24 protein-coding genes are annotated in these 20444 nt (G+C 29.5%); all 24 read left to right on the top strand.

Going from position 1 to position 20444, the window contains the following annotated elements; translation table 11 throughout:
• The first annotated feature begins 34 nt into the window (after positions 1–34).
• The 24 genes from NH288_RS00810 (at position 35) to NH288_RS00695 (ending at position 20323) form a co-directional block, all read left to right on the top strand.
• Positions 35–877, top strand: coding sequence for an RluA family pseudouridine synthase (locus NH288_RS00810; protein WP_265212351.1), 843 nt, complete (start codon positions 35–37; stop codon positions 875–877).
• A 275-nt stretch (positions 878–1152) separates the two neighbouring features.
• The gene (locus tag NH288_RS00805) at positions 1153–1758 is read left to right on the top strand and encodes a YtxH domain-containing protein (RefSeq protein ID WP_265212350.1); all 606 of its coding nucleotides are present in this window, start codon (positions 1153–1155) and stop codon (positions 1756–1758) included.
• 18 nt (positions 1759–1776) lie between these two features.
• Positions 1777–2220, top strand: coding sequence for a DUF948 domain-containing protein (locus tag NH288_RS00800; RefSeq protein ID WP_106460191.1), 444 nt, complete (start codon positions 1777–1779; stop codon positions 2218–2220).
• A 47-nt stretch (positions 2221–2267) separates the two neighbouring features.
• Complete coding sequence (locus NH288_RS00795) at positions 2268–3272, top strand: LacI family DNA-binding transcriptional regulator (protein ID WP_106460192.1); 1005 nt, start codon at positions 2268–2270, stop codon at positions 3270–3272.
• Positions 3273–3336: 64 nt separating this feature from the next.
• Positions 3337–3597, top strand: a complete 261-nt coding sequence (locus NH288_RS00790) for an HPr family phosphocarrier protein (protein WP_265212348.1) — start codon at positions 3337–3339, stop codon at positions 3595–3597.
• 68 nt (positions 3598–3665) lie between these two features.
• Positions 3666–5372: a phosphoenolpyruvate--protein phosphotransferase gene (gene ptsP / locus NH288_RS00785; protein WP_265212347.1), complete on the top strand. Its 1707-nt coding sequence runs from the start codon at positions 3666–3668 to the stop codon at positions 5370–5372.
• Positions 5373–5397: 25 nt separating this feature from the next.
• Positions 5398–6291: a kanamycin kinase gene (locus NH288_RS00780; RefSeq protein WP_265212346.1), complete on the top strand. Its 894-nt coding sequence runs from the start codon at positions 5398–5400 to the stop codon at positions 6289–6291.
• A gap of 207 nt (positions 6292–6498) precedes the next feature.
• Positions 6499–7338 (top strand): YitT family protein, encoded by an 840-nt coding sequence (locus NH288_RS00775; RefSeq protein ID WP_265212345.1) that lies wholly within the window; start codon positions 6499–6501, stop codon positions 7336–7338.
• Positions 7339–7347: 9 nt separating this feature from the next.
• Positions 7348–8145: a S1-like domain-containing RNA-binding protein gene (locus NH288_RS00770; RefSeq protein ID WP_265212431.1), complete on the top strand. Its 798-nt coding sequence runs from the start codon at positions 7348–7350 to the stop codon at positions 8143–8145.
• 2 nt (positions 8146–8147) lie between these two features.
• Positions 8148–8894 (top strand): peptidylprolyl isomerase, encoded by a 747-nt coding sequence (locus tag NH288_RS00765; RefSeq protein ID WP_265212344.1) that lies wholly within the window; start codon positions 8148–8150, stop codon positions 8892–8894.
• Positions 8895–8903: 9 nt separating this feature from the next.
• On the top strand, positions 8904–10292 hold the full coding sequence (locus tag NH288_RS00760; RefSeq protein WP_265212343.1) for a hypothetical protein: 1389 nt from the start codon (positions 8904–8906) through the stop codon (positions 10290–10292).
• On the top strand, positions 10289–10642 hold the full coding sequence (locus NH288_RS00755; protein WP_265212342.1) for a DUF1292 domain-containing protein: 354 nt from the start codon (positions 10289–10291) through the stop codon (positions 10640–10642). Before NH288_RS00760 ends, NH288_RS00755 begins: the two co-directional genes overlap by 4 nt.
• Positions 10642–11628, top strand: a complete 987-nt coding sequence (locus NH288_RS00750; RefSeq protein WP_265212340.1) for a TIGR01212 family radical SAM protein — start codon at positions 10642–10644, stop codon at positions 11626–11628. The genes NH288_RS00755 and NH288_RS00750 overlap by 1 nt, the downstream gene beginning before the upstream one ends.
• Positions 11591–12019: a hypothetical protein gene (locus NH288_RS00745; RefSeq protein ID WP_265212338.1), complete on the top strand. Its 429-nt coding sequence runs from the start codon at positions 11591–11593 to the stop codon at positions 12017–12019. The genes NH288_RS00750 and NH288_RS00745 overlap by 38 nt, the downstream gene beginning before the upstream one ends.
• A gap of 32 nt (positions 12020–12051) precedes the next feature.
• Positions 12052–12597, top strand: coding sequence for a DUF6648 family protein (locus NH288_RS00740; protein ID WP_265212337.1), 546 nt, complete (start codon positions 12052–12054; stop codon positions 12595–12597).
• Position 12598: 1 nt separating this feature from the next.
• Positions 12599–13555, top strand: coding sequence for an RluA family pseudouridine synthase (locus NH288_RS00735; protein ID WP_265212336.1), 957 nt, complete (start codon positions 12599–12601; stop codon positions 13553–13555).
• Between the two features lie 8 nt (positions 13556–13563).
• Positions 13564–14463 carry an ROK family protein gene (locus NH288_RS00730; protein ID WP_265212335.1) on the top strand — a complete coding sequence of 300 codons (900 nt, stop codon included), beginning with the start codon at positions 13564–13566 and terminating at the stop codon, positions 14461–14463.
• Positions 14456–15151 carry a response regulator transcription factor gene (locus NH288_RS00725; protein WP_106460206.1) on the top strand — a complete coding sequence of 232 codons (696 nt, stop codon included), beginning with the start codon at positions 14456–14458 and terminating at the stop codon, positions 15149–15151. The genes NH288_RS00730 and NH288_RS00725 overlap by 8 nt, the downstream gene beginning before the upstream one ends.
• Positions 15142–16608 carry a sensor histidine kinase gene (locus tag NH288_RS00720; RefSeq protein ID WP_265212334.1) on the top strand — a complete coding sequence of 489 codons (1467 nt, stop codon included), beginning with the start codon at positions 15142–15144 and terminating at the stop codon, positions 16606–16608. Before NH288_RS00725 ends, NH288_RS00720 begins: the two co-directional genes overlap by 10 nt.
• A complete protein-coding gene (locus NH288_RS00715; RefSeq protein ID WP_265212333.1) occupies positions 16592–18076 on the top strand; it encodes a hypothetical protein in 1485 nt (494 codons plus the stop codon). The genes NH288_RS00720 and NH288_RS00715 overlap by 17 nt, the downstream gene beginning before the upstream one ends.
• A 49-nt stretch (positions 18077–18125) precedes the next feature.
• The gene (rdgB, locus tag NH288_RS00710; protein ID WP_265212332.1) at positions 18126–18722 is read left to right on the top strand and encodes an RdgB/HAM1 family non-canonical purine NTP pyrophosphatase; all 597 of its coding nucleotides are present in this window, start codon (positions 18126–18128) and stop codon (positions 18720–18722) included.
• A complete protein-coding gene (locus tag NH288_RS00705) occupies positions 18703–19173 on the top strand; it encodes a metallophosphoesterase (RefSeq protein ID WP_265212331.1) in 471 nt (156 codons plus the stop codon). Before rdgB ends, NH288_RS00705 begins: the two co-directional genes overlap by 20 nt.
• Positions 19174–19185: 12 nt before the next feature.
• Entirely contained in the window at positions 19186–19587 is a 402-nt protein-coding gene (locus NH288_RS00700) for a hypothetical protein (RefSeq protein WP_265212329.1), read from the top strand.
• A complete protein-coding gene (locus tag NH288_RS00695; protein WP_265212327.1) occupies positions 19580–20323 on the top strand; it encodes an HAD family hydrolase in 744 nt (247 codons plus the stop codon). The genes NH288_RS00700 and NH288_RS00695 overlap by 8 nt, the downstream gene beginning before the upstream one ends.
• The last annotated feature ends 121 nt before the right edge of the window (positions 20324–20444 follow it).

Here is a 20444-nt window from a genome sequence, read left to right as displayed (position 1 = left end):
TCCTCTCATATATCATTATAACATAGGAGTAGCCATGATATATATAGAAATTAAGAATATTAACGAAAAAACAATAAAAACCTTATTAAAAAATAATCATTTTTCAAAAAGGGCTATTGATAAGCTGTTAAAAAACGGATTATTACTTAATAATCAAGAGATAAAATCAAATGTTAAAATAAAAAAGAATGACCTTATAAAAGTACCTGTTGATAATGAAGAACTCGACTATAAGGCAGTGACAGGAAAACTGAATATAAAATATGAAGATGAAAATCTAATAATAATTTCAAAAGACTCTAACATAACGGTAAACTCAAATGGACAAGTAAGTCTTGCAAATTATATTGCTTATTATTTTAAGGAAAATAATATAAAATCAAAAGTAAGATTTATAAATAGACTTGATATGAATACATCGGGTCTAATAATGATAGCAAAAAATTCTTATGCCCAATCCTTTTACCAAAAAGAAATTGAGGGTAATAGGCTTGTAAAAAAATATATTGCGTATGTGGAAGGAAAGCTTGATATTGATAAGCTCTATAAAATAAAGCTATCTTATGATGAGAATTCAAAAAGATATGATCAGGCAAAAGACGGTAAACTTGCTATTACTCATTTTAAAACTTTAGAAACAAATGAAAAATATTCAATTATAGAATGCGATATAAAGACAGGTAAGACACATCAAATTAGGTCATCTCGTAGATACTTGGGCCACCCAATAATAGGTGATAAATTATATGGTTCAAATTTTGATTATGAAAGATTTTTATTACATTCTTATTATTTAAAATTTAATGTTTTCTTAAAAAAGGAAAGTATTACCATAAAAGATTATCCTGATTTTGAGGGATTTGTTAATAAAATGTGAAAATATTTTTCTTGCAAAAAAATTGAAAATATATTATAATAGGGTTATCCTAAGGACAAGGTCCAATTTAAACCTACAACTTTTATAAGGGATTGCGGAGTTCTAACTTCTATGACAAGCCTCCTTAGAGTGGAAGTCAGATGATTTTAGACAGCTTGCCCACCTTCACATACGGGAAGGTCTTAAAGTAAGGGCCACCTTAGGATAATTTTTTTGTTTTAAAAAACTTATATTTGGGTAATAAGTAATAAGACTAAAATACAAAGGAGAATTATATGTCAATAGCAGATTATATTGAAAGCAGAGCGAAAGCTAAACAAAGAGAAATAAAATATGAAATTTGGAAAGCAAAAAACCGTGATAGCAGAATGAGAGGCCAAGGAGCCTTAGCAGGATTATTGGTAGGTGCTGCAGCTGGTTTATTACTCGCTCCAAAGTCTGGTAAAGAAACTAGAGAGGATATCAAGGAAGCTTTTAATGATACAGTAGATACTGTAAAAGAAACTACCAGTGATGTTATAGATCAAGCAAAAGATGGATATGAAGATTTGAAATATAGAGCATATACTGATCTTCAACCAATCAAAGATGGTATAGAATATAGCGCAGAAGTAGCTAAAGATACTGGCAGACAAATTAAAGATGCTTCTAAGAATGTGAAAAATTCACTTGCAGAAGGCGCAAAAGATGTTAAAGAAATAGTAAAAGAAAGCGCCGGAGAAATATCAAAAGTTGCTGATGAAAAGAAAGATGAAATTTCTAAAGAAGCATCAGAAACAAAAGAAGTAGTTAAAGAAGACGCTAAAGAAGTAAAAGATGAAGCTAAAGAAACAGCACAAAAGGTAAAAGAAAACGATAAAAAAGTAAGCCAAAATAAATAAAAGTCAAGGAGATCATAAATGCAAGTAACGATAGATTTTAATCTTCTCGGCAATATTATCATAACAATCTTAGCTATATTAGCCCTAGTTTTCTTAGTATTAGTACTAGTTAAAGTGAATAAATTGTTAGGAAGCGCTCAAAAAGTTTTAGATAAAAACTCAAATAACATAGATCAAGTAATTGAAAAATTACCTGATTTAACTAACCAAGCACACGATTTAGTTAATAATGTAAATGGTATTGTTACAGATCCTAATCTAAAAATGGCAATAGCAAAAGTAAATGAAACTATGACAAGTGTAAATAGCATAACAGATGATATAAAAGATACCGTCAATTATGTTGGAATAACTGCTGTTGATAGTGTCGATACTTTTGGAGCAGGTGTCGCATCAATTACTGATTATTCATCATTGATAATGGATGTTATCGATATCGTAAGAAATGTAATTGCAGGTTAAGATTTAAGCCATCAAAATTGATGGCTTTTGTGCTGAATGGAGGAGTTATGGGACAACCAACAATTAAAGACGTTGCTAAGCTTGCGGGAGTGTCAATTTCGACAGTCTCAAGAGTAATGAACAATTCAAAACCAGTAAGTCCTGAGGCTAGAAGAAAAGTTGTTGACGCTATTAACAAATTAGACTTTAAACCTAATGAGTTAGCCAGATCTTTAGTAATGAGAAAATCTAATCTAATAGGCGTGATTGTAAAAGACATCGGTATCGAGTATATGGCCCAACTTATTAGAGGTATTGAAGAAATAGGTAGAGTATATAAGTATGATATTATCTTATCATCTTCATATGGAGAGGATAAACAGCTTGAAAACTCTATAGATTTTTTAGCTACTAAACAAGTCGAAGGTTTAGTTATTATAACAGAAGATATATCTACAGAAGTCTTAGTCAAACTTAGGGAAACAAAAATTCCTTTTGTACTTCTAGATAAGTATCATTCTTATAAAAACATAAAAACAGTAAAAATTGATTTTGAATCTGAAGAAAATAGACTAGTACAGTCATTGACTCAACAAGGTCATAAAAAAATATTATTTGTTGCAGATAAGGAACAAAATGTAATAAACGATTCAATGGTAAAAGGTTACGAAAGTGCAGTAGGAGCTGATAATTCTTATATTTTAAGGATTGATGGTATAACAAGCGATGATGGTTATAGAATGGCTGATCAGGCTATAGAATTAATTAAAAAGGAATCTATAACTGCTGTTGCATGCGTAAATGATGAAATAGCTATTGGATTTATGAACTACTGTGTTGATAATGGAATAAAAGTTCCAGATGACCTATCAGTAGTTGGATTTGGAGACAGTAAAATAGCAAGCGTCTATAGACCAAAGCTTACTACAGTTTCAATTCCTTATTACGATATTGGGGCTATATCTATCAGAGCTCTTATAAAAAGGATAAAGCAAGAAGGTGAGATTCTTGTTGATGATTGGGTAATAGATGCTCAAATACATCAAAGAGAATCATCTAAAGTTATAAATTAATTAATTGTTAAAGTCATAAAATAAAGTACAATATAAATATGAAAAACATTTTAGGAGGATTTTAATGGCAGAAAGAACAGTAGTAGTTACAAATGAAACAGGTTTACATGCAAGACCAGCAGCTTCATTAGTACAATTCGTAAAAAACTATCCAGGTGAAGTAACAATCATAAAAGAAGATAAAGAAGCAAATGCAAAGAGTATCTTCAACGTTATGAGCTTAGGCATTGCTAAAGGTACAGAAATCAAACTTGTAGTTGATGGCGATGATGATGAAAAATTCGCTGATGAACTTGTTGAATTTGTAGAAAACTTAGCTGAATAATATAAAATCTATAAAAGGATACTTTCGTAGTATCCTTTTTTTAGAATACGATAAAGGAGAAATAGCATATGACTAAGACATATGAAGGTCTAAAAGCCAGTACAGGCTATGCAATTGGTAATATATATTTATTTACCAGAGAAGAAATTGAAATTGACAAAAGTACTATTAGTGAAGAATTAAAAGCCTCTGAATTTGAAAAGGTTAAGGATGCTATTAATTCATATGTGCAAGATCTAAGCAATTTAGAAAATCCGACAGAAGCACAAATAAATATAGCAAATGCCCACAAAGAATTACTTCAAGATCCATACTTTTCAGATACAATAGAATCCAAGATAAAAAATGAATTAAAAAATAAAGAACAAGCTCTTGATGAAACCATTAGAGAAATGGTTGAAATAATGAGCGCCTTAGATGATGAATATCTAAAGGAAAGGGCAAGCGATTACCAAGATATCGGATACCAAGTTATGTATAAATTAAAAGGTATTAAACCTAAAGATTTATCTAAGCTTGAAAAACAATCAATAATTATTTCTAAAGAACTAACTCCTAGTGATACAGCTAATATGGATAAAGAAGCAGTGGTAGGTTTTGCAACAGATTTAGGTGGTAAAACAAGTCATACTTCAATAATCGCCCAAACTTTAGACATGCCAGCCTTAGTAGGTATGGGAGATGTTTCTACAAAAGTTGTAGGTGGAGAAAAAGCTATATTAGATGGCAATAAGGGAATTCTTATAGTTGATCCAAGTGATGAAGAGTTGGAAAAATATGAAAGTCTAATAAAAGAACAAGCTGAAAAGAAAGAAAGACTAAAAACTATAAAAGACAAGAAAGCTATCACAAAAGATGGAAAGCATATAGAGGTTTCTGCCAATATCGGAAATATTGAAGATTTGAAACTTGCCATAGAAAATGGTTGTGATGGTGTTGGCTTATTTAGAACTGAATTCTTATATATGGAAAATACTAATTTCCCAACTGAAGAAGAACAGTTTAAAGTCTATAAAGAAGCTACTGAAATGCTTGGAGAAAAACCTCTTATAATTAGAACTCTAGACATAGGTGGCGACAAGGGACTTGACTATTTTAAATTCCCTGTTGAAGAAAATCCGTTCTTAGGTTATAGAGCTATTAGACTTTGCTTAGATAAAGAAGATATTTTTAAAACTCAACTAAGGGCTCTAGTTAGAGCTTCTGCATATGGAAATCTAAAGATAATGATTCCATTTGTAGTCAATATAGATGAACTTAAGTCATCAATTGAATTAATTGAAGAAATTAAAAAAGACCTAGATAAAGAAGGCACTGCTTATAATAAAGACCTAGATGTCGGAATAATGGTAGAAACATCTGCATCTATAATCATGGCAGATAAATTTATAAAATATGCTGATTTCTTCTCAATTGGTACTAATGACTTGACCCAATATACTCTAGCAGTAGACAGAGGAAATGAAAATATTGCTCATATGTACTCAAACTATAATCCTGCAGTTTTAAGAGCTATAAAACATGTTATAGATGTATCGCATGAAGCAGGAAAATGGACAGGTATGTGTGGAGCCTTTGCTGGTGATACAGAAGCAACAAAATTACTACTAGGTCTAGGTCTAGATGAGTTTTCTGGATCTTCTGCAAAGATTGCAGAAATTAAAGATACTATATTAAAATCAAGTTTATCTGAAGAAGAAGAATTTGCTAAGAAAGCAATTGATCAAGAATTAACAAGCGATGTAGAAAAGATGGTTATAGAACATAATAAATAAATCAAATAAATGAAGGTGATTTCTCATGCCTAATGATATAAAAAAGATATTAGGGCACACTAATATTTTTAAAGATATAAACAAAGTTGATTATATAGAACAAATAGGATCTAGTAAATATAAAATTATTATAGCTGAAAAAGCATATGTATTTTCTTTATATAATTTAGATGAGTATGACGATATAAATAACGAAACCTTTGTCAATGAAATTTTAGAAAGTGCTGGCTTAAATCCTCTAGATATCTATGAAAAAGGGATTATGCCTGATATTGAAAGATCGTATAAAATATATGAATTTAGGGATGAGGTAGCCCTTAGGGATGTTCTTCAGAATGCAAATAAAGAGTTTAAAGAAGAACTTGGAGAAAAATTTGGAAAGGCCTTAAAAAGGCTACACTCTTTAAAACCTGATCAAAAGATAGATTGGAAGAAGGAGTTTCTAATAAAATCCAACCAAATATTTTATAAGCATGGTCTTGGTGAGATAAAAGATGATGATTATATTCTAACAGATTTTATAAATGCGAATAGGCATCTTACCGAAAATACAGCCGTTAATTTGCTTTACAAAGATATTAGTGATAAAAATATTAGAGTATACAATAAAGATAATTTAGATTTAAGAGCAATCAAATCTCTAGAATACGGGGATGGAATAGTAGATTTTATTGAGATAAATAAAATTGCAATTAGTCACCCTGAATTTGCAAAAGCTACCTTATATTCATATCACGATTCTAATAAACCACCAAGAAAATTTTTTAGGCTACTAAGTCTATATCAAGCGACTGCTCTTTTAGAAGATTTAATAAACATTAGAAATAATAAAGAATCAAAATTAAAAGATAAAGAGATAGAAGCAATATTCGCTATGTATGATAATTTTAATAATATAGTCCCAAATTGGGCTGTATAAGATAGGTGCTATTGCAAAAAAAGAAATAAGTAATATCTATAGCAGAAATTTCTAAAAAAGCTTGCTATAAACGATTAAAGTTTAGCAAAGTAAAAGAAAAAATGCTTTTAGTCTATTTATTTATCTTGCAATAGCGCTTTTTCTTATTATTAATTGAATAATTCTTCAATTTGTGATACGATTTTAGTATAATAAATGGAGTTAGAAATGAAAAAATACTTATTAATTTTATTGGGATCATTTTTGATTGCTAGTGGTCTTTATTTCTTTTTATTAAGTAATGATATAGCTGCAGGTGGTTTATCTGGGTTTGCTCTTGTCATATCAACTGCTTTTCCAGTCCTTAACCTTGGTCTAGTCAACTTAATTTTGAATGTCATAGTTTTGATAGCAGGAGTAATATTTATTAGTTTTGACTTTGCTAAAAGATCACTGATTTCATCGCTATCTGTTTCAGGATTCATAATAATTTTTGAAATGTTTATGCCGGATATTTCTTTGAGTGATGACATAATTATTAATATCATATTTGGATCAATAATAGTATCTTTAGGATTGGGTATAGTTTTTCATCACGAAGCATCTTCTGGTGGAACAGATTTAATAGCAGCAATCCTAAATAGAAAATTCGGGTTGGCCTTACATGCATGTTTATTTATGTCGGATTTTGTAGTTGTGTCACTTTCAGCAGTGATATTTGGCACAGAGAGGGCACTATATGCAACCTTGGCAATAATGATTCAATCTGTTGGACTTGATTATTTTATACAAGGATTCGGAAGAAAAATTGCGATAGTCGTAATTTCTGAAAAACATGAAGAAATTAATAATTGTTTAATTAACAAACATGAAAGAGGAGTAACCATATTAAAGGGAGAGGGTGGATTTTCTCATAGAAATCAGGAAGTTATAATGACTGTTACTAATGTCAGACGATTCCCTTCAATTAAAGACGATATATTAACTATTGATGATAGGGCCTTTATATTTACTTATTCAGTTTCTGAAGTATTAGGTGAGGGCTTTACATTTGATTCACTAACATAGGAGAATAATATAAAACAATTTAAAATAAAAAGATTTACAAAGAATAAAGCATATCTTCAGACCAGAAAGGGAGATGCTGTTATTGATAAAGAACAAGTGAAGGGGTTAAAACAAAACGATTCAGTAGAAGCTTTTCTTTATTACGATTTAAATAATGTACTCAGAGCAACAAGAGGTTTAGCCTACAAAATTGATCATATATATTCTTTAAAAGCAGTAGAAATTGATAAAAAAGGGGTCTACTTCGAAATAAAAGGAGGCCACATATTCTTACCATTTGAGGAAAGAACATATAAAATAATTAAGGATATGACTTATCCAGTAGCTTTTAAGGAAAAAGATGGCTATGTTTTTCTGACAAGCAAAATAAGAGACTTATTATCAACTGACCACGATTTTAAAGAAAATGACACAGTGACAGGAAGAATTTACTCTATAAATAAATCAATAGGTGCTTTTGTAGCTATAGATGAAAAATATGATAGTCTCATAAGGATTAAAGAATTATCAGGGGTCTATATAGAAGGTGAGCTTGTTAAAGCTAGGGTAAAAGAAGTAAAAAGTGATGGCAAAATTGAATTATCCTTAAGAAAACGCGCCTATCTAGAAATTGACAATGATAGCGATAAGATTTTAGACTATCTGTATGAAAATAAATCTGTCTCACTTTCAGATAAGTCATCACCCGAAAAGATTTACTCATATTTTGCTATGAGCAAGTCTTCATTTAAAAGAGCTATAGGTAGGCTTTATAAAAACAAAGATATAATAATATACAAGGATAGAATTGAACTAAACGAAAGGTAAATATGGATAATAATAACAAATTGTTAGCTGAAGTTAATGGCAAAAAGATATATGAGCAAGACGTTTATAACTTCATGGCTAATATTGAACAAAATCAAAGATTTCAAAATGAAGAAGGAATCAAAATTTTAACTGACGAAATGGTTAATCAGGAAATACTATTAGTCGATGCTTATGAAAACAAATTTGAAGAAGATGAAGAATTTAAAAAAGAATTGAACTTAGTAAAAGATAATATGTTAAAAAACTATGCTATGCACAAAATTTTTAGTGACATTAGTGTAGATGAAGAAGAAGTCAAAAAATACTATGAAGATAATAAAAAATTATTTTCTCTAAAAAAGCTATACCAAGCAAGTCATATTTTGATTGATTCTGAGGATAAGGCCAACGACATCTATAGTGAAATCGTAGAAGGTCTTGATTTTAAAGAAGCCGCTAAAAAGTATTCAAAAGATCCTTCAGCAGCTAGTGGTGGCTCATTAGGAAAATTTCCTGAAGGAGTCATGGTTAAGGAATTTCAAGATGGTCTTGATTCATTAGAAGTAGGTGAGATTTCTAAGCCAGTTAAATCTCAATTTGGATATCATATTATAAAACTTGAAGATTTAGAAAATGAAAAAGAAAAATCTTTTGATGAAGTAAAAGACCAAGTTTATCAAACATATACTATGATGAAAAGACAAGAAAAATACCTCGAGAAAATAGCAGACCTTGCGAAAAAAGTTGAGGTAAAAAAATATTACTAGGAAGTTCTTATGGGAAACGAAAGTGGAAATTCTAATTTAAAAAATTATATAGATCAATTAAAGGTTGAGATTAAAAACAAAGAAGAACTTCCAGATGTCGTAGATGCAATAATAAATACTGCTACTGAAAAATTTTGCTCTATTGAAAAAATTGAGGATTCTTATTATATAAAAAAAGGGAATAATCCTCTCGTATTATTGCATCTAAATATAGATAGTTTATCAAAGGTATATTTTGATATTTTTGATGTCGATGATGAGGAATCAATAGTTAGCAAGTCTAATATCAATATAATTACCTCCGCTATATTAATTAATTATTTGCTAATGTATTCAGATGAATCTTTTGATGTCTTAATTACAAAGAATAATATTCAAGATAAGACGTCCGATTATTCTTTGATTAGGAGGTATTTAAGGTGTGATAACATTATAAACCTTAATTTGAGACAGGATGATTGCTTAGCAGATGAATTTTCATCTTTAATTTTATCGGTAATCAAGGTTCCTATAAAAAGATTTAGACCAAGCTATGGATTTATAAGTTATAGATTATCTATAAGTAAGCTCATTGGCGGTCGATCGGGAGAAAACATTAATAAGCTTAGACTTAATTCTATAAAGCTCATTATGAGTATTCTTAGGAAGATGAAGGCGAAAGTTGATCTTGAGATGGTCTCTATATCGGCGGGAGATAGGTATGATAATATTCCATCATATGCAGATATAGATTTTATTATAAATTCTGACTATGAAAATGAGCTGGAAAATATCTTTGATATAATAAAAAATGAAGTTATAGAAAAAAATTTAAGATATGAACCAGATATGCTGATAGAGTGTCAAAAAATTGATGATAAAAATATCGATCCTATTACAACAGAATCTTTTAATCATTTAGCTTCATTAATTGAACTATTACCATCAGGAACTTTTGCTGTAAATAGTATAGATAATCAAACTATATCATCATCAAACCTAGCTACAACTAAATCTTTAAGGCATTCAATAAATATTATTTTGGTATTGAGATCACTTACAGAAGAAAGTATGAATCAGATGCTTGAAAAAACAATTTTAGCCACTAAGATATCAGGATCGAAGTTTAATGAAAAGTTGCTAATACCAAGATGGAAAAACTCTAATCACGAACTTAGAGATTGTTTTAAAGAGTCTTACAATGAGCTTTTTGATCAATCATTAGAAGTTGTTAAGACTCAGTATTCGTTAGATTCAAGCATGATATTTGACAAAGTGAATGTGAACATTGTCTCATTAGGGGTAAAATATAAACAAGATGATGAATGTTTTCATAGTCGTATTAATGATATAGAAAAAATCATAGACTTAATTGGAAAAGTGTTATCTAATATGAGAAAAAGTAAGGAGAATGTATGACTGAGGTATTGAATCTTCATGGTCATGAAGTAATCTTTAATAAGAACAAGGGTAAAGCAGTAATTGAAATCGATTTAGGCGATTCTACTGATGAGTGTCTTTTAATAGATATTTTTAGCGTAGATCAAAAAGAATATATAGCTTTATTGTCAGGAGAATCTTCAGATATCTATATATTTAATTATACTGATATATATGATAGCGAGGATATTGATTTATCAATGATTGAAGATGATGAAGAAATGGATGAGGTTTATCATTTATTCTCACATTATTGGACAGATGAAATGATTGATGATTTGATTGATGAATATAATGAGGAAATTAACCAAGAAGACGAAGAAAACTAATGGCTAACATTCCTTATTATTCAGTTAGTACTTATTATAAGGATACCTATGGACAAAAAGTATATAAGCTTCCAATTAAGTTATCCTTAACTTGTCCAAATAGAGATGGTGCATGTGGTTTTGGTGGTTGTATCTATTGCTCCGAAAGTGGAGGTTCTTTTGAAAATTTACCTTCATCCATGACTGTAGATGAGCAACTTGAAAAAAACTACAAGTATATAAAAAATAAGTACAAAGCAAACAAATTTATTGCTTATTTTCAAAACTTTTCAAATACTTATATGAGTCTTTTAGTGTTTAAAGATATTATTAAGGCTTGCAAAAAAGATTATATCGTAGGAATATCGATAGCTACTAGAAGTGATTGTATAAGTGAAGATAAGCTAAAATTTTTGAAAAGTTTTCGCGATGAAACAGGCATTGATATAACATTTGAGTTAGGTTTACAAACAGCAAATTATAGAACTTTAAAAATATTAAATAGGGGTGAGTCCCTGGCAGATTTCATAAGTGCCTGTAAACTGATAGATAAGTACAAATTTAGGATATCAACTCATGTGATTTTGGCAATGCCTTGGGATGATATAGGTGATACTATAGAAACTGCCAGAATTTTAAATGCTTTAAATGTTAAGGAAGTAAAAATTCACTCGCTTTTTATTATCAAGAATACGAAATTGGCTAAGATGTATGAAAATAATGAAATAAATTTGAAAACAAAAGAAGAATATCAAAAAAACGTAGTTGAGTTTTTAAGATATATTAGCCCTGATTGTGCTATAGCAAGGCTTGTTGGTAGAGCACCTAAAGAAGACTCTATATTTTGTAACTGGGATAGGTCTCGGTGGTTAATAAGAGATGAGATTGTTACTTACATGCAAGATAACAATATTAAGCAGGGCGATAAAAGTCAAAAAGAAATTTATATAAAAATCAAGGAGGAAAATTATGATTTATTTAGTAGTAGGACAACAAGGAATAGGTAAGACAAAATATCTAGTTGAAGAAGCAAACTTAGAAAAAGAAAAAGGTAATTCAAATATAGTTTTTGTTGATACCGAAGACGACCAAGTTAGAATACTTGATCATAAAATAAGACTAATTAATGCTAAATCTTACAAGATTGGATCAGTTGATTCTTTAGTTGGATTTATATCAGGTATTTTAGCAAGAGACTATGATATTGGAAAAATTTATATCGATGGTATATATGATATAGTTGATATTAATAATGATAACATTAACGATCTAATTGAAAGATTAAGTAGTCTATCAGAATATTCTAAATCAGATATTTATCTAGGACTAGATTGGAAAAAAGAAGACGTTCCTCAAACAGGCCAATCAGAAATTATTGAATTGAAATTAGAGGATTAATTTAGACCGTCTCTTTGAGACGGTTTTTTATTATGTTATTAGAAAAAAACAAATTAGATTTATTTGAAAATTGGAGATTAGACTCAATAGGTTTATTGACAGAAGAAAAAATTGATAAAGACGAGTTTTTAGATAGGAATTATGAATTTATAGTAAAATTAGGTTTAAAGCCTTTTTCTAATATAGTATCACTAGAAGAAGCCGTATATAATTATCAGTACTATAATATAATGGCTAAAATAGCCAACTCCAAGGCTTTTAAATGTCAAAATTCAACTAAAAAGAAAAAAGTATATTCTAAGTTAATTAATGATAGAGAAAATTATTATTATCTCAAAGATCTGGCTACATGTGCTCTACTAGAAATAGTAGGTTATGAAAATATAGATTCTTATTTTATTAATTTAAAATCCAAGAGACTAACAGGTCGAATTTTTGAGATTTCAGTTAAGTGCTGTAAGAATTTAATCCTCCATTCAAAAAGTAAAAAAATACTAGAAGAACTTAGGCGTAATAATGCCTTTGATGAAGAAATTAGAGAATCTTTAATAGATTCTTATGTAAATAAGAGTTATTAGTATGATAGAAATTATTATTAGTAAAAATCAAGGCAATCAAAGGTTTGACAGGTTTTTAAGAAAATATTTTGAAAATGCTCCTTTATCGGTTATATCTAAAAATATTAGAAAGAAAAATTTCAAAATAAATGGCAAAAGAGCGAAGAATAATGATTTTGTATATGAAGGCGATAAGGTTTTAATGTACATTAGCGATGAAAATTATAAAAAATGGCTAAGTAAAACCGATTTTACACCTCAAGATTTTAATTTAGATATAATTTATGAGGATGATAATATAGTGGTTATGGATAAAGAAGCAGGACAATTGACTCACTCTGCTTCTAAGAAAGATTATGGAAATAATCTTGTTGATAATATGCTATCCTATCTTTACAAGACAAAATCATTTGATATGTCTGATAAAACATTTAAACCAGCGGTTGTTAATAGACTTGATAGAAATACTGCTGGTCTAGTAATTGGAGCGAAGAATTCAAATGCTTTGAGATTATTAAATAAAGCTATTAAAGAAAATAAATTAGATAAATACTATCTAACAATAGTGGCTGGTGAAGTTAATAAAGATTTTAAAATTGATACAAAAATTTCTAAAAATGAAGATAAAAATAAGGTTAAAAAGTCTTCAGAAGGAAAGGAAATACTTACATATTTTAAGCCGATAAAGTCTAACGGTACTTACTCCCTTCTTGAATGTAAATTAATTACAGGAAGAACTCATCAAATTAGGTTTTCACTTAAAGAAAATAATACACCTATAATTGGAGATCGTAAATATGGAAATCCATCTGTAAATAAGATTTTAAAAGAGAGGTTAAATATAAATAATCAAATTTTATTAGCTTATAAAATAGTATTTCCTAAGATAAAAGGTTTAGAATATTTAGAAGGTTTAGAAGTTGTTTCAAAAAAATATCAAGATATTAAAAAGTTATCAGAAAAAATTATGACAATGTGAGGAGAATTATGACAAAAGTAATAGGAATAGATGTCGGTGGAACAAAGATAAATACGTGCCTTGTTAACGAAGAAGGGATTATTTTAGACATGTATACTACAGATACCCAAGCATCTGAAGGCAGAGAAGTTGTTCTAAATAATATCAAAAAATCAATTTTTGCTATAGACTATAAGCAAGCTAGTGCAATAGGAATTGGCACGCCAGGATTTATTGATTCTGAAAATGGTATCGTAACATTTGCTGGAAATATAACTGGTTGGACAGGTCTTAATCTAAAATCAGCTATAGAAGAATTTGTAGATATACCGGTATTTGTAGAAAACGATGCAAATATTGCCTTGATTGCAGAAAAATGGATTGGTTCGTGTCAATCCTATGATAATGTCGTAATGATTACCCTAGGTACTGGTTTAGGAGGAGCTATTTATACAAAAGAAGGTGGGCTACTCTCAGGAGCTCATTTCCAAGGGGCAGAACTAGGCCATATTATGCTTCATCCAGGTGGAAATTACTGTACATGCGGACAATATGGATGTGCAGAAAGTTATTGTGCAGGACCTGCTATAAGTGAGGATTATTTCAGACTTACAGGAAAAAGATTAGATGGTAAAGAGATCTTTGCAAGAATTGAGACGGATGATAAAGCTATGGAAGTTCTTAAAAACTATCAATCAAATCTCGCATATCTGTTAACCTCCTTAAGAAACATTTTTGACCCTGATGCAATAGTAATTGGTGGAGGAATAATCCACTCCAAAGATATTTGGTGGGATGGTATGATAGAGAATTTCAAAAATTACTGCAATAAGCCTTACAACATTGAAATACTCCCAGCTAAGTTTTTAAATGATGCTGGTGTAATTGGTGCAGCAAAAATTGCCTTTGAAAGGATGACAGATGAATAATAAGATACTAATTCTAGATGATGAAGATCCTATTAGACAATTTATGAAAATAAACCTTGATTACCAAGGTTATCAAACTATCGAAGCTTCAAGCGGTGAAGAAGCCTTAAGGCTAGTGGACGAAGAACAACCAGCTGTAGCTATACTAGATATAATGTTACCTGGTATAAGCGGTCTTGAAGTATGTGAAAAAATCAGAGATAAATATCCAATGACTGGAATAATAATGGTATCAGCTAAAAGTCAAGATATAGATAAAATACTTGGATTAGAAAAGGGAGCAGATGATTATATTATAAAACCTTTTAATCCTCAAGAGCTAATCCTTAGAGTGAAATCCCTAATGAGAAGGGTAAATTTAAATCCAGTTTCAACTGGAAACGAAGATGTCAAAAGTTTAAAGGATGGTCCATTTACTCTTGATATATATTCTAAAACTTTTTACAAAGATGACATTGAAATAGATGTGACTCCGACAGAATTTACTATTTTAGAATATTTTATTAAAAATAAAGGAAAAGCAATGACCAGGGATGAAATAATGAAAGAAACCTGGGGTGATAATTACAGCAATGACACTAAAATTGTAGATGTTAATATTAGAAGAATTAGAGCAAAAATAGAAGAAAACCCTGCTAAGCCAGAATATATTGAGACTGTTTGGGGCACTGGATATAGATGGAAATAGGAAGAAAATTAAAATCAACTAAAGATACAACTAAAAATCTAATTGAATCAAAAAGTATTAAATATACTTTCATAAAGATAATCATGCTTTTTGTCTTAACAACAGTAATAGGATTTGAAATATTTGCCTATAATTCGGTAAAGAATTTTTACGAGTCTTCATTGATTTCATCTATGAAAAATCAAGCTAGGATAAGTCAATTACAGTATTCATCTTATATGTCAAGATACGATCTTGAGGAAGTAATCATAGGTGATAAAAATCTATTTTATAGACAAAATGACTGCCAAGTACAAATACTTGATAATTCAGGAGTAGTACTATTTGATTCTATAGCATCGTCAATGATTGGCAAAGTTATTGAAAATGAAGACGTAATCGAGGCTAAGGAAGGGTCAACTGGTACTTTTAAAGGGGTAAATGTAGACTCAAAAGAGCAAGTTTTATCTGTTTCTTATCCACTAAAGGCGTCAGATCAGCAAGTAGGCATCCTAAGACTAACAAGTACCATGAATAAAGTAAATAGGCAAATAAATCAGGATATATTGTTTTATTTCTTATTCGGAGTATTCATCAGTGCAGCAGCTTTATTATTCTCATTTTTAGCTGCTAATAGCTTTGTTAAGCCTTTAAAGAAATTAATAGGTGTATCAGAAGTTTTGGCTCAGGGTGATTACTCTATAAAGGCTGATGATTCTAGTAAAGATGAAATTGGTGAATTAGCCCAAACCTTAAATCTATTAAGTGAAAATATAGTAAAAAGAGAGGATATGAAAAATGAATTTATATCCTCAGTCTCTCACGAGCTTAGAACACCTTTAACTTCGATCAAGGGTTGGGCAGTTACCTTACAATCTGAAACTATTCAGAAAGATGCAGACATGGTAAGTCAAGGACTTAAAATTATCGAATCAGAGGGAGATAGGCTTTCAATGATGGTTGAAGATTTATTAGATTTTTCAAGATTATCTTCAAGTAATTTTAAGTATGACAAAGAGAAGATAGACATAGTAGAATTAGTAAAACAAGTCCACACTCAACTATACCCAAGGACACAATCTGAAGGCATTAAATTTACGTTTACCAGTATATACAAGGTCTTATTTGTATATGCTGATAAGAATAGAATGAAAGAAGTTTTTATAAATATAATTGATAATGCTATTAAATTTACAGATTTAGCAGGAAGTATTGATATAGTTATCGACCTTAATGGTGATGAAATTGAAATTAGCATAAAAGATGATGGTGAAGGAATCAAGGAAGATGAAATAGCCTTTGTAGCTAGTAAGTTCTTTAAGGGATCCTCATCAAAGTCTCAAACAGGTCTAGGACTTTCAATTTGTGAAGAAATTGTTAAGGCTCACGATGGTAGATTAATCATTAAGTCTAAATATGGAGTGGGTACTGTTGTAACTGTTGTACTACCGAGGGCAGAAGATGAAAAGAATATTTAAATTTTTATTATTAAGTCTAAGTATGATTTTGCTAAGTTCATGTATAAATTCCAATAAAAATGACCTTTCAGATTTGATTCAAACTCCAAAACAGGATTCACCAATTATTGAAGGAACTTGGCAGGTAGTAGAAATTGCTGGTGAAATATCTGATGATAGTTCTGGAAAAATCAATTTGGGTGATAATTTATATGTCAACAAAAACTTAGTTGCAATAAATGGTTCTTATGCTTTTCCACCTAGTTTTAGTTCTAAATTCGTAAAATTATCAGATTATTTAAAAAATAGGGGGATACAAACTAGGCCAGAATTTAAAGATAGGAATGTAATAGTTATAAATGCATCCCAGGGTCAATTATTCTCAAGAGATTTAATAATTACTGATAAAAATAATTTATTTATGATAAAAGATGAAAATCTAATCTCATTAAAGAAAATATCAGATAAAGTAGACTCTAAAGTAGTCGATTCTTACGCTAAATTGGCTTCTAAAGAACGAACCACAACTGAGACAGGGGAAGATATAGCTGAAGATTTATCCTTGCTTCTAGGAGTAAGAGAAAGGATAGATCCAGAAAGTGACAAACCTTTATATAAGTATTACACTTATTTAATAAGAGTAGAACCAGATGAAACAATAAAATACATGAAGTGTGAGGACATTTTTATCAAAAACCAAGATGAATATTGGACAGTAAGCTCTGATATAAATAATTTTACTGATTTATACGATGAGATAAAATCTTATCCTATTAAGTTAGAAAAAAACGAAAATGTTGATGATGTTTTAAAGAAATATACTTTTAAAGATATAAACTTTAATACACGATTAAATTTTGTATCTAAAGATTTCATATCAATTGATTATACTGATAAAAATAACGAAAACCCAATCAGAAAATACGCACTAATGGAAACTGATAACATATCAACGAAGCAGTTTATATCTCTTGAAGAATTTACTGGAGAGGAACAAAGTGATCAGATATTTAGGGAGAAAGTAAAAGAAGAGCTTAAAAAGGCAATCCCTAATGCTAATCCAGAAAAATTTGCATTTGATAATACAAACTTTGGTATAATCAGAAATCAAGGATACTGGGCTTTCCAATCATCAATATTTTCAGGCAAAGGCGATAGCTTTGTTCAAAACTTTTTCAATGTGGATATTGCAATTGGAGACTCACTACTTAATCCTACAAATGCTATTATTACAAGAGATCAAGTGTATAATATAAATACACAATTTAAGGACTATGTGGTATTAGCTAATCAAAGGTATATTGCTATTCAAACACCAGATGAAATTTTAATTCACAGGATTAAAGATGGATTAATAGAAAAATCACCAGTATATGCAATTGCAACAAGGATGCCAGCCACAATCATTAGCATTGACCAATACTTAGGTTCAAATGCTCTAGATTTGGAAGAAGCTTTTACTAAATATAACTTAATTATAGAAAAATAAATTTTGACTTAAACTAATGATATTTGTTATCATGTTAATAGGAGATTATATGGAACTATTATTTGCAAGCAATAATGCTAATAAATTAGAGCAAGTTAAATTATTGCTAAATCATGAAAATATCCTTCTACCAAAAGATATAGGAATCTTAGACTTTAATGTAGTAGAAGATGGCAACACTCTTAAAGAAAATGCTTATAAAAAAGCATACGCTCTTTTTAAGCTATCCGGAAAGAAAGTTTTTTCTGATGATACGGGTCTTTTTGTAAAAAGCTTAGATGGAAGGCCAGGTCTTTACTCTCATAGATATGCTGGAAATGATGCTAGTGATAAGGATAATAGAGATAAGCTTTTATCCGAGCTAGAAAATAATGCTGACAGACAAGCTTACTTTTTAACAGTCGTTTGTTTCATAGATGAAAGTGGCAGAGACTATTATTTTGAAGGTAGGCTTGATGGAAGGATTTCCGATAAAGAATATGGGACAGGTGGTTTTGGATATGATAAAATATTTTATGTTGATGAATATTCAAAAACTCTTGGACAAATGGATATAGAATTTAAAAATACAATAAGTCATAGGGCAAAGGCAGTGCAAGCATTTAAGAAGTTCTTGGTTGATAATTATGAAAATATTAATTACTAGTGATAGTCATGGAAATTATAATAAAATTTCAGATTTTATACTAGAAAGTGGGGATATTGATCTTATGATACATGCAGGAGATGGTGTAGAAGATTGCAAATATATTTCTTATGAAACTGGTATAAACTACTATGTAGTTAAAGGCAATAATGATTTTTTTACTAATGAAGCTTATACAAAAATTCTAGATTTAGATGGTGTTAAAATTCTTTTAACACATGGGCATAAGTATGGAGTAGATTTCTCCCTCGATGGACTTATGAGAAAAGCTGTTGATAATTCTTGTGATGTAGTTATTTTTGGTCATACTCACACATACACACAAGCGAATAAATCGGGTATATTATTTTTAAACCCAGGTTCTGTAAGCCTACCTAGAGATGGAAAAGCAAGCATGATGCTAATGACCCTTGATAATGAAAATATTAATATCGAAAAGATATATGTATAATAAGGAGAGAAAATGTCTGGTCTAATTAATTTAATAAGCGAATTTTCTTCAAGCCTATTTATCCTACCCATTTTGGTATTGATGAATGTTATTATAACTATAATTATTTACTTTATAAATGATAAGAAGGTTTTAAAATATTTGCCTTCAATTATAATAGGTGTTATATCGATTTTGATAGGGATATATTCAATAATTATCTTTACAACACCTAGAGGATTGAATACATCGTGGATTGCTATATTTTTAATGACAACGGCAATTGTTGGTATAGTGACCGGATTTATAATAGATTTATTTGTATCCTTAAGAAGGGATTTGGGTATTAATAAGGGCAATGTTAAAATAAACACAAGAAAGAATAAAACATTCAAAGCTAAGAGACGAAGAGAAAAGGAAAACTTAAATGACTAAGAATAAAGCAGCCTTTTTTGATATAGATGGAACACTTTTTAGAAATTCACTTCTAATAGAGCATTTTTTAAAGTTAGTTGAAGATGGAATTTTAGATAAAAAAATTTGGACAGATGAGATTGGACCTCTCTACAGTAAATATGAAAACAGACAGGGTGCTTATGAAGATTATTTAGATAAATCTGCTTTAGCCTACCAAAAATCCATGCGAGGCCTTGATAAAAAAATTATAGATAAATATTCTCAGATAGTAATAGAGGAAAATAAAAATAAGGTTTATAATATTACAAAAAATGCTGTAAATAAGCATTTAGAAGATGGATTTTTAATTTTCTTTATATCAGGGTCACCAGACTTTTTAGTAGGCAATTTTTCAAAGCTTTACAGTGCCACCGAGTCAATTTCTACTATTTATGAATTTGATGAAAATAATAAATTTACTGGTAAAGTATTACCTATGTGGGATGGCAAGAGTAAGTTATCAGCGGTAACAATTCTTAAGGATAAATATGACATAGATCTTAATAATTCCTATGCCTATGGTGATACAAATGGAGATATCACAATGTTCCAAATGGTAGGAAATCCACATGCTATAAATCCATCATATGAATTGATAGAAAAATTATATGAAGATGAAGATTTAAGAAAAAAGTCAGTTATTAATATCGAAAGAAAAGATGTAAATTATTCTTTTAAATTAAATGATTTGAAAGTAGACTTTACAAAATTTTAAAAAAAATCCTTTGAATTTTTTTTAATATGATATTTTTAAAAAGCTAAAACAACAAAACATATATACAATAATTAGTTAGTTATGTATATTTTTACTATATTTTTAGCTTTTTTTTATTTTC

Origin of the sequence: Anaerococcus sp. NML200537, from assembly GCF_026131715.1 — a bacterium.
GTDB classification, from domain to species: Bacteria; Bacillota; Clostridia; order Tissierellales; family Peptoniphilaceae; genus Anaerococcus; species Anaerococcus kampingae.
The sequence above is the reverse complement of the archived record's forward strand: the minus strand, read 5'-3'. Positions and strand labels throughout refer to the sequence as shown.

Coding starts and splice junctions, on each gene's coding strand:
- NH288_RS00810 (WP_265212351.1), top strand. CDS start 35: ATGATATATATAGAAATTAAGAATATTAACGAAAAAACAATAAAAACC.
- NH288_RS00805 (WP_265212350.1), top strand. CDS start 1,153: ATGTCAATAGCAGATTATATTGAAAGCAGAGCGAAAGCTAAACAAAGA.
- NH288_RS00800 (WP_106460191.1), top strand. CDS start 1,777: ATGCAAGTAACGATAGATTTTAATCTTCTCGGCAATATTATCATAACA.
- NH288_RS00795 (WP_106460192.1), top strand. CDS start 2,268: ATGGGACAACCAACAATTAAAGACGTTGCTAAGCTTGCGGGAGTGTCA.
- NH288_RS00790 (WP_265212348.1), top strand. CDS start 3,337: ATGGCAGAAAGAACAGTAGTAGTTACAAATGAAACAGGTTTACATGCA.
- ptsP (WP_265212347.1), top strand. CDS start 3,666: ATGACTAAGACATATGAAGGTCTAAAAGCCAGTACAGGCTATGCAATT.
- NH288_RS00780 (WP_265212346.1), top strand. CDS start 5,398: ATGCCTAATGATATAAAAAAGATATTAGGGCACACTAATATTTTTAAA.
- NH288_RS00775 (WP_265212345.1), top strand. CDS start 6,499: ATGAAAAAATACTTATTAATTTTATTGGGATCATTTTTGATTGCTAGT.
- NH288_RS00765 (WP_265212344.1), top strand. CDS start 8,148: ATGGATAATAATAACAAATTGTTAGCTGAAGTTAATGGCAAAAAGATA.
- NH288_RS00760 (WP_265212343.1), top strand. CDS start 8,904: ATGGGAAACGAAAGTGGAAATTCTAATTTAAAAAATTATATAGATCAA.
- NH288_RS00755 (WP_265212342.1), top strand. CDS start 10,289: ATGACTGAGGTATTGAATCTTCATGGTCATGAAGTAATCTTTAATAAG.
- NH288_RS00750 (WP_265212340.1), top strand. CDS start 10,642: ATGGCTAACATTCCTTATTATTCAGTTAGTACTTATTATAAGGATACC.
- NH288_RS00745 (WP_265212338.1), top strand. CDS start 11,591: ATGATTTATTTAGTAGTAGGACAACAAGGAATAGGTAAGACAAAATAT.
- NH288_RS00740 (WP_265212337.1), top strand. CDS start 12,052: ATGTTATTAGAAAAAAACAAATTAGATTTATTTGAAAATTGGAGATTA.
- NH288_RS00735 (WP_265212336.1), top strand. CDS start 12,599: ATGATAGAAATTATTATTAGTAAAAATCAAGGCAATCAAAGGTTTGAC.
- NH288_RS00730 (WP_265212335.1), top strand. CDS start 13,564: ATGACAAAAGTAATAGGAATAGATGTCGGTGGAACAAAGATAAATACG.
- NH288_RS00725 (WP_106460206.1), top strand. CDS start 14,456: ATGAATAATAAGATACTAATTCTAGATGATGAAGATCCTATTAGACAA.
- NH288_RS00720 (WP_265212334.1), top strand. CDS start 15,142: ATGGAAATAGGAAGAAAATTAAAATCAACTAAAGATACAACTAAAAAT.
- NH288_RS00715 (WP_265212333.1), top strand. CDS start 16,592: ATGAAAAGAATATTTAAATTTTTATTATTAAGTCTAAGTATGATTTTG.
- rdgB (WP_265212332.1), top strand. CDS start 18,126: ATGGAACTATTATTTGCAAGCAATAATGCTAATAAATTAGAGCAAGTT.
- NH288_RS00705 (WP_265212331.1), top strand. CDS start 18,703: ATGAAAATATTAATTACTAGTGATAGTCATGGAAATTATAATAAAATT.
- NH288_RS00700 (WP_265212329.1), top strand. CDS start 19,186: ATGTCTGGTCTAATTAATTTAATAAGCGAATTTTCTTCAAGCCTATTT.
- NH288_RS00695 (WP_265212327.1), top strand. CDS start 19,580: ATGACTAAGAATAAAGCAGCCTTTTTTGATATAGATGGAACACTTTTT.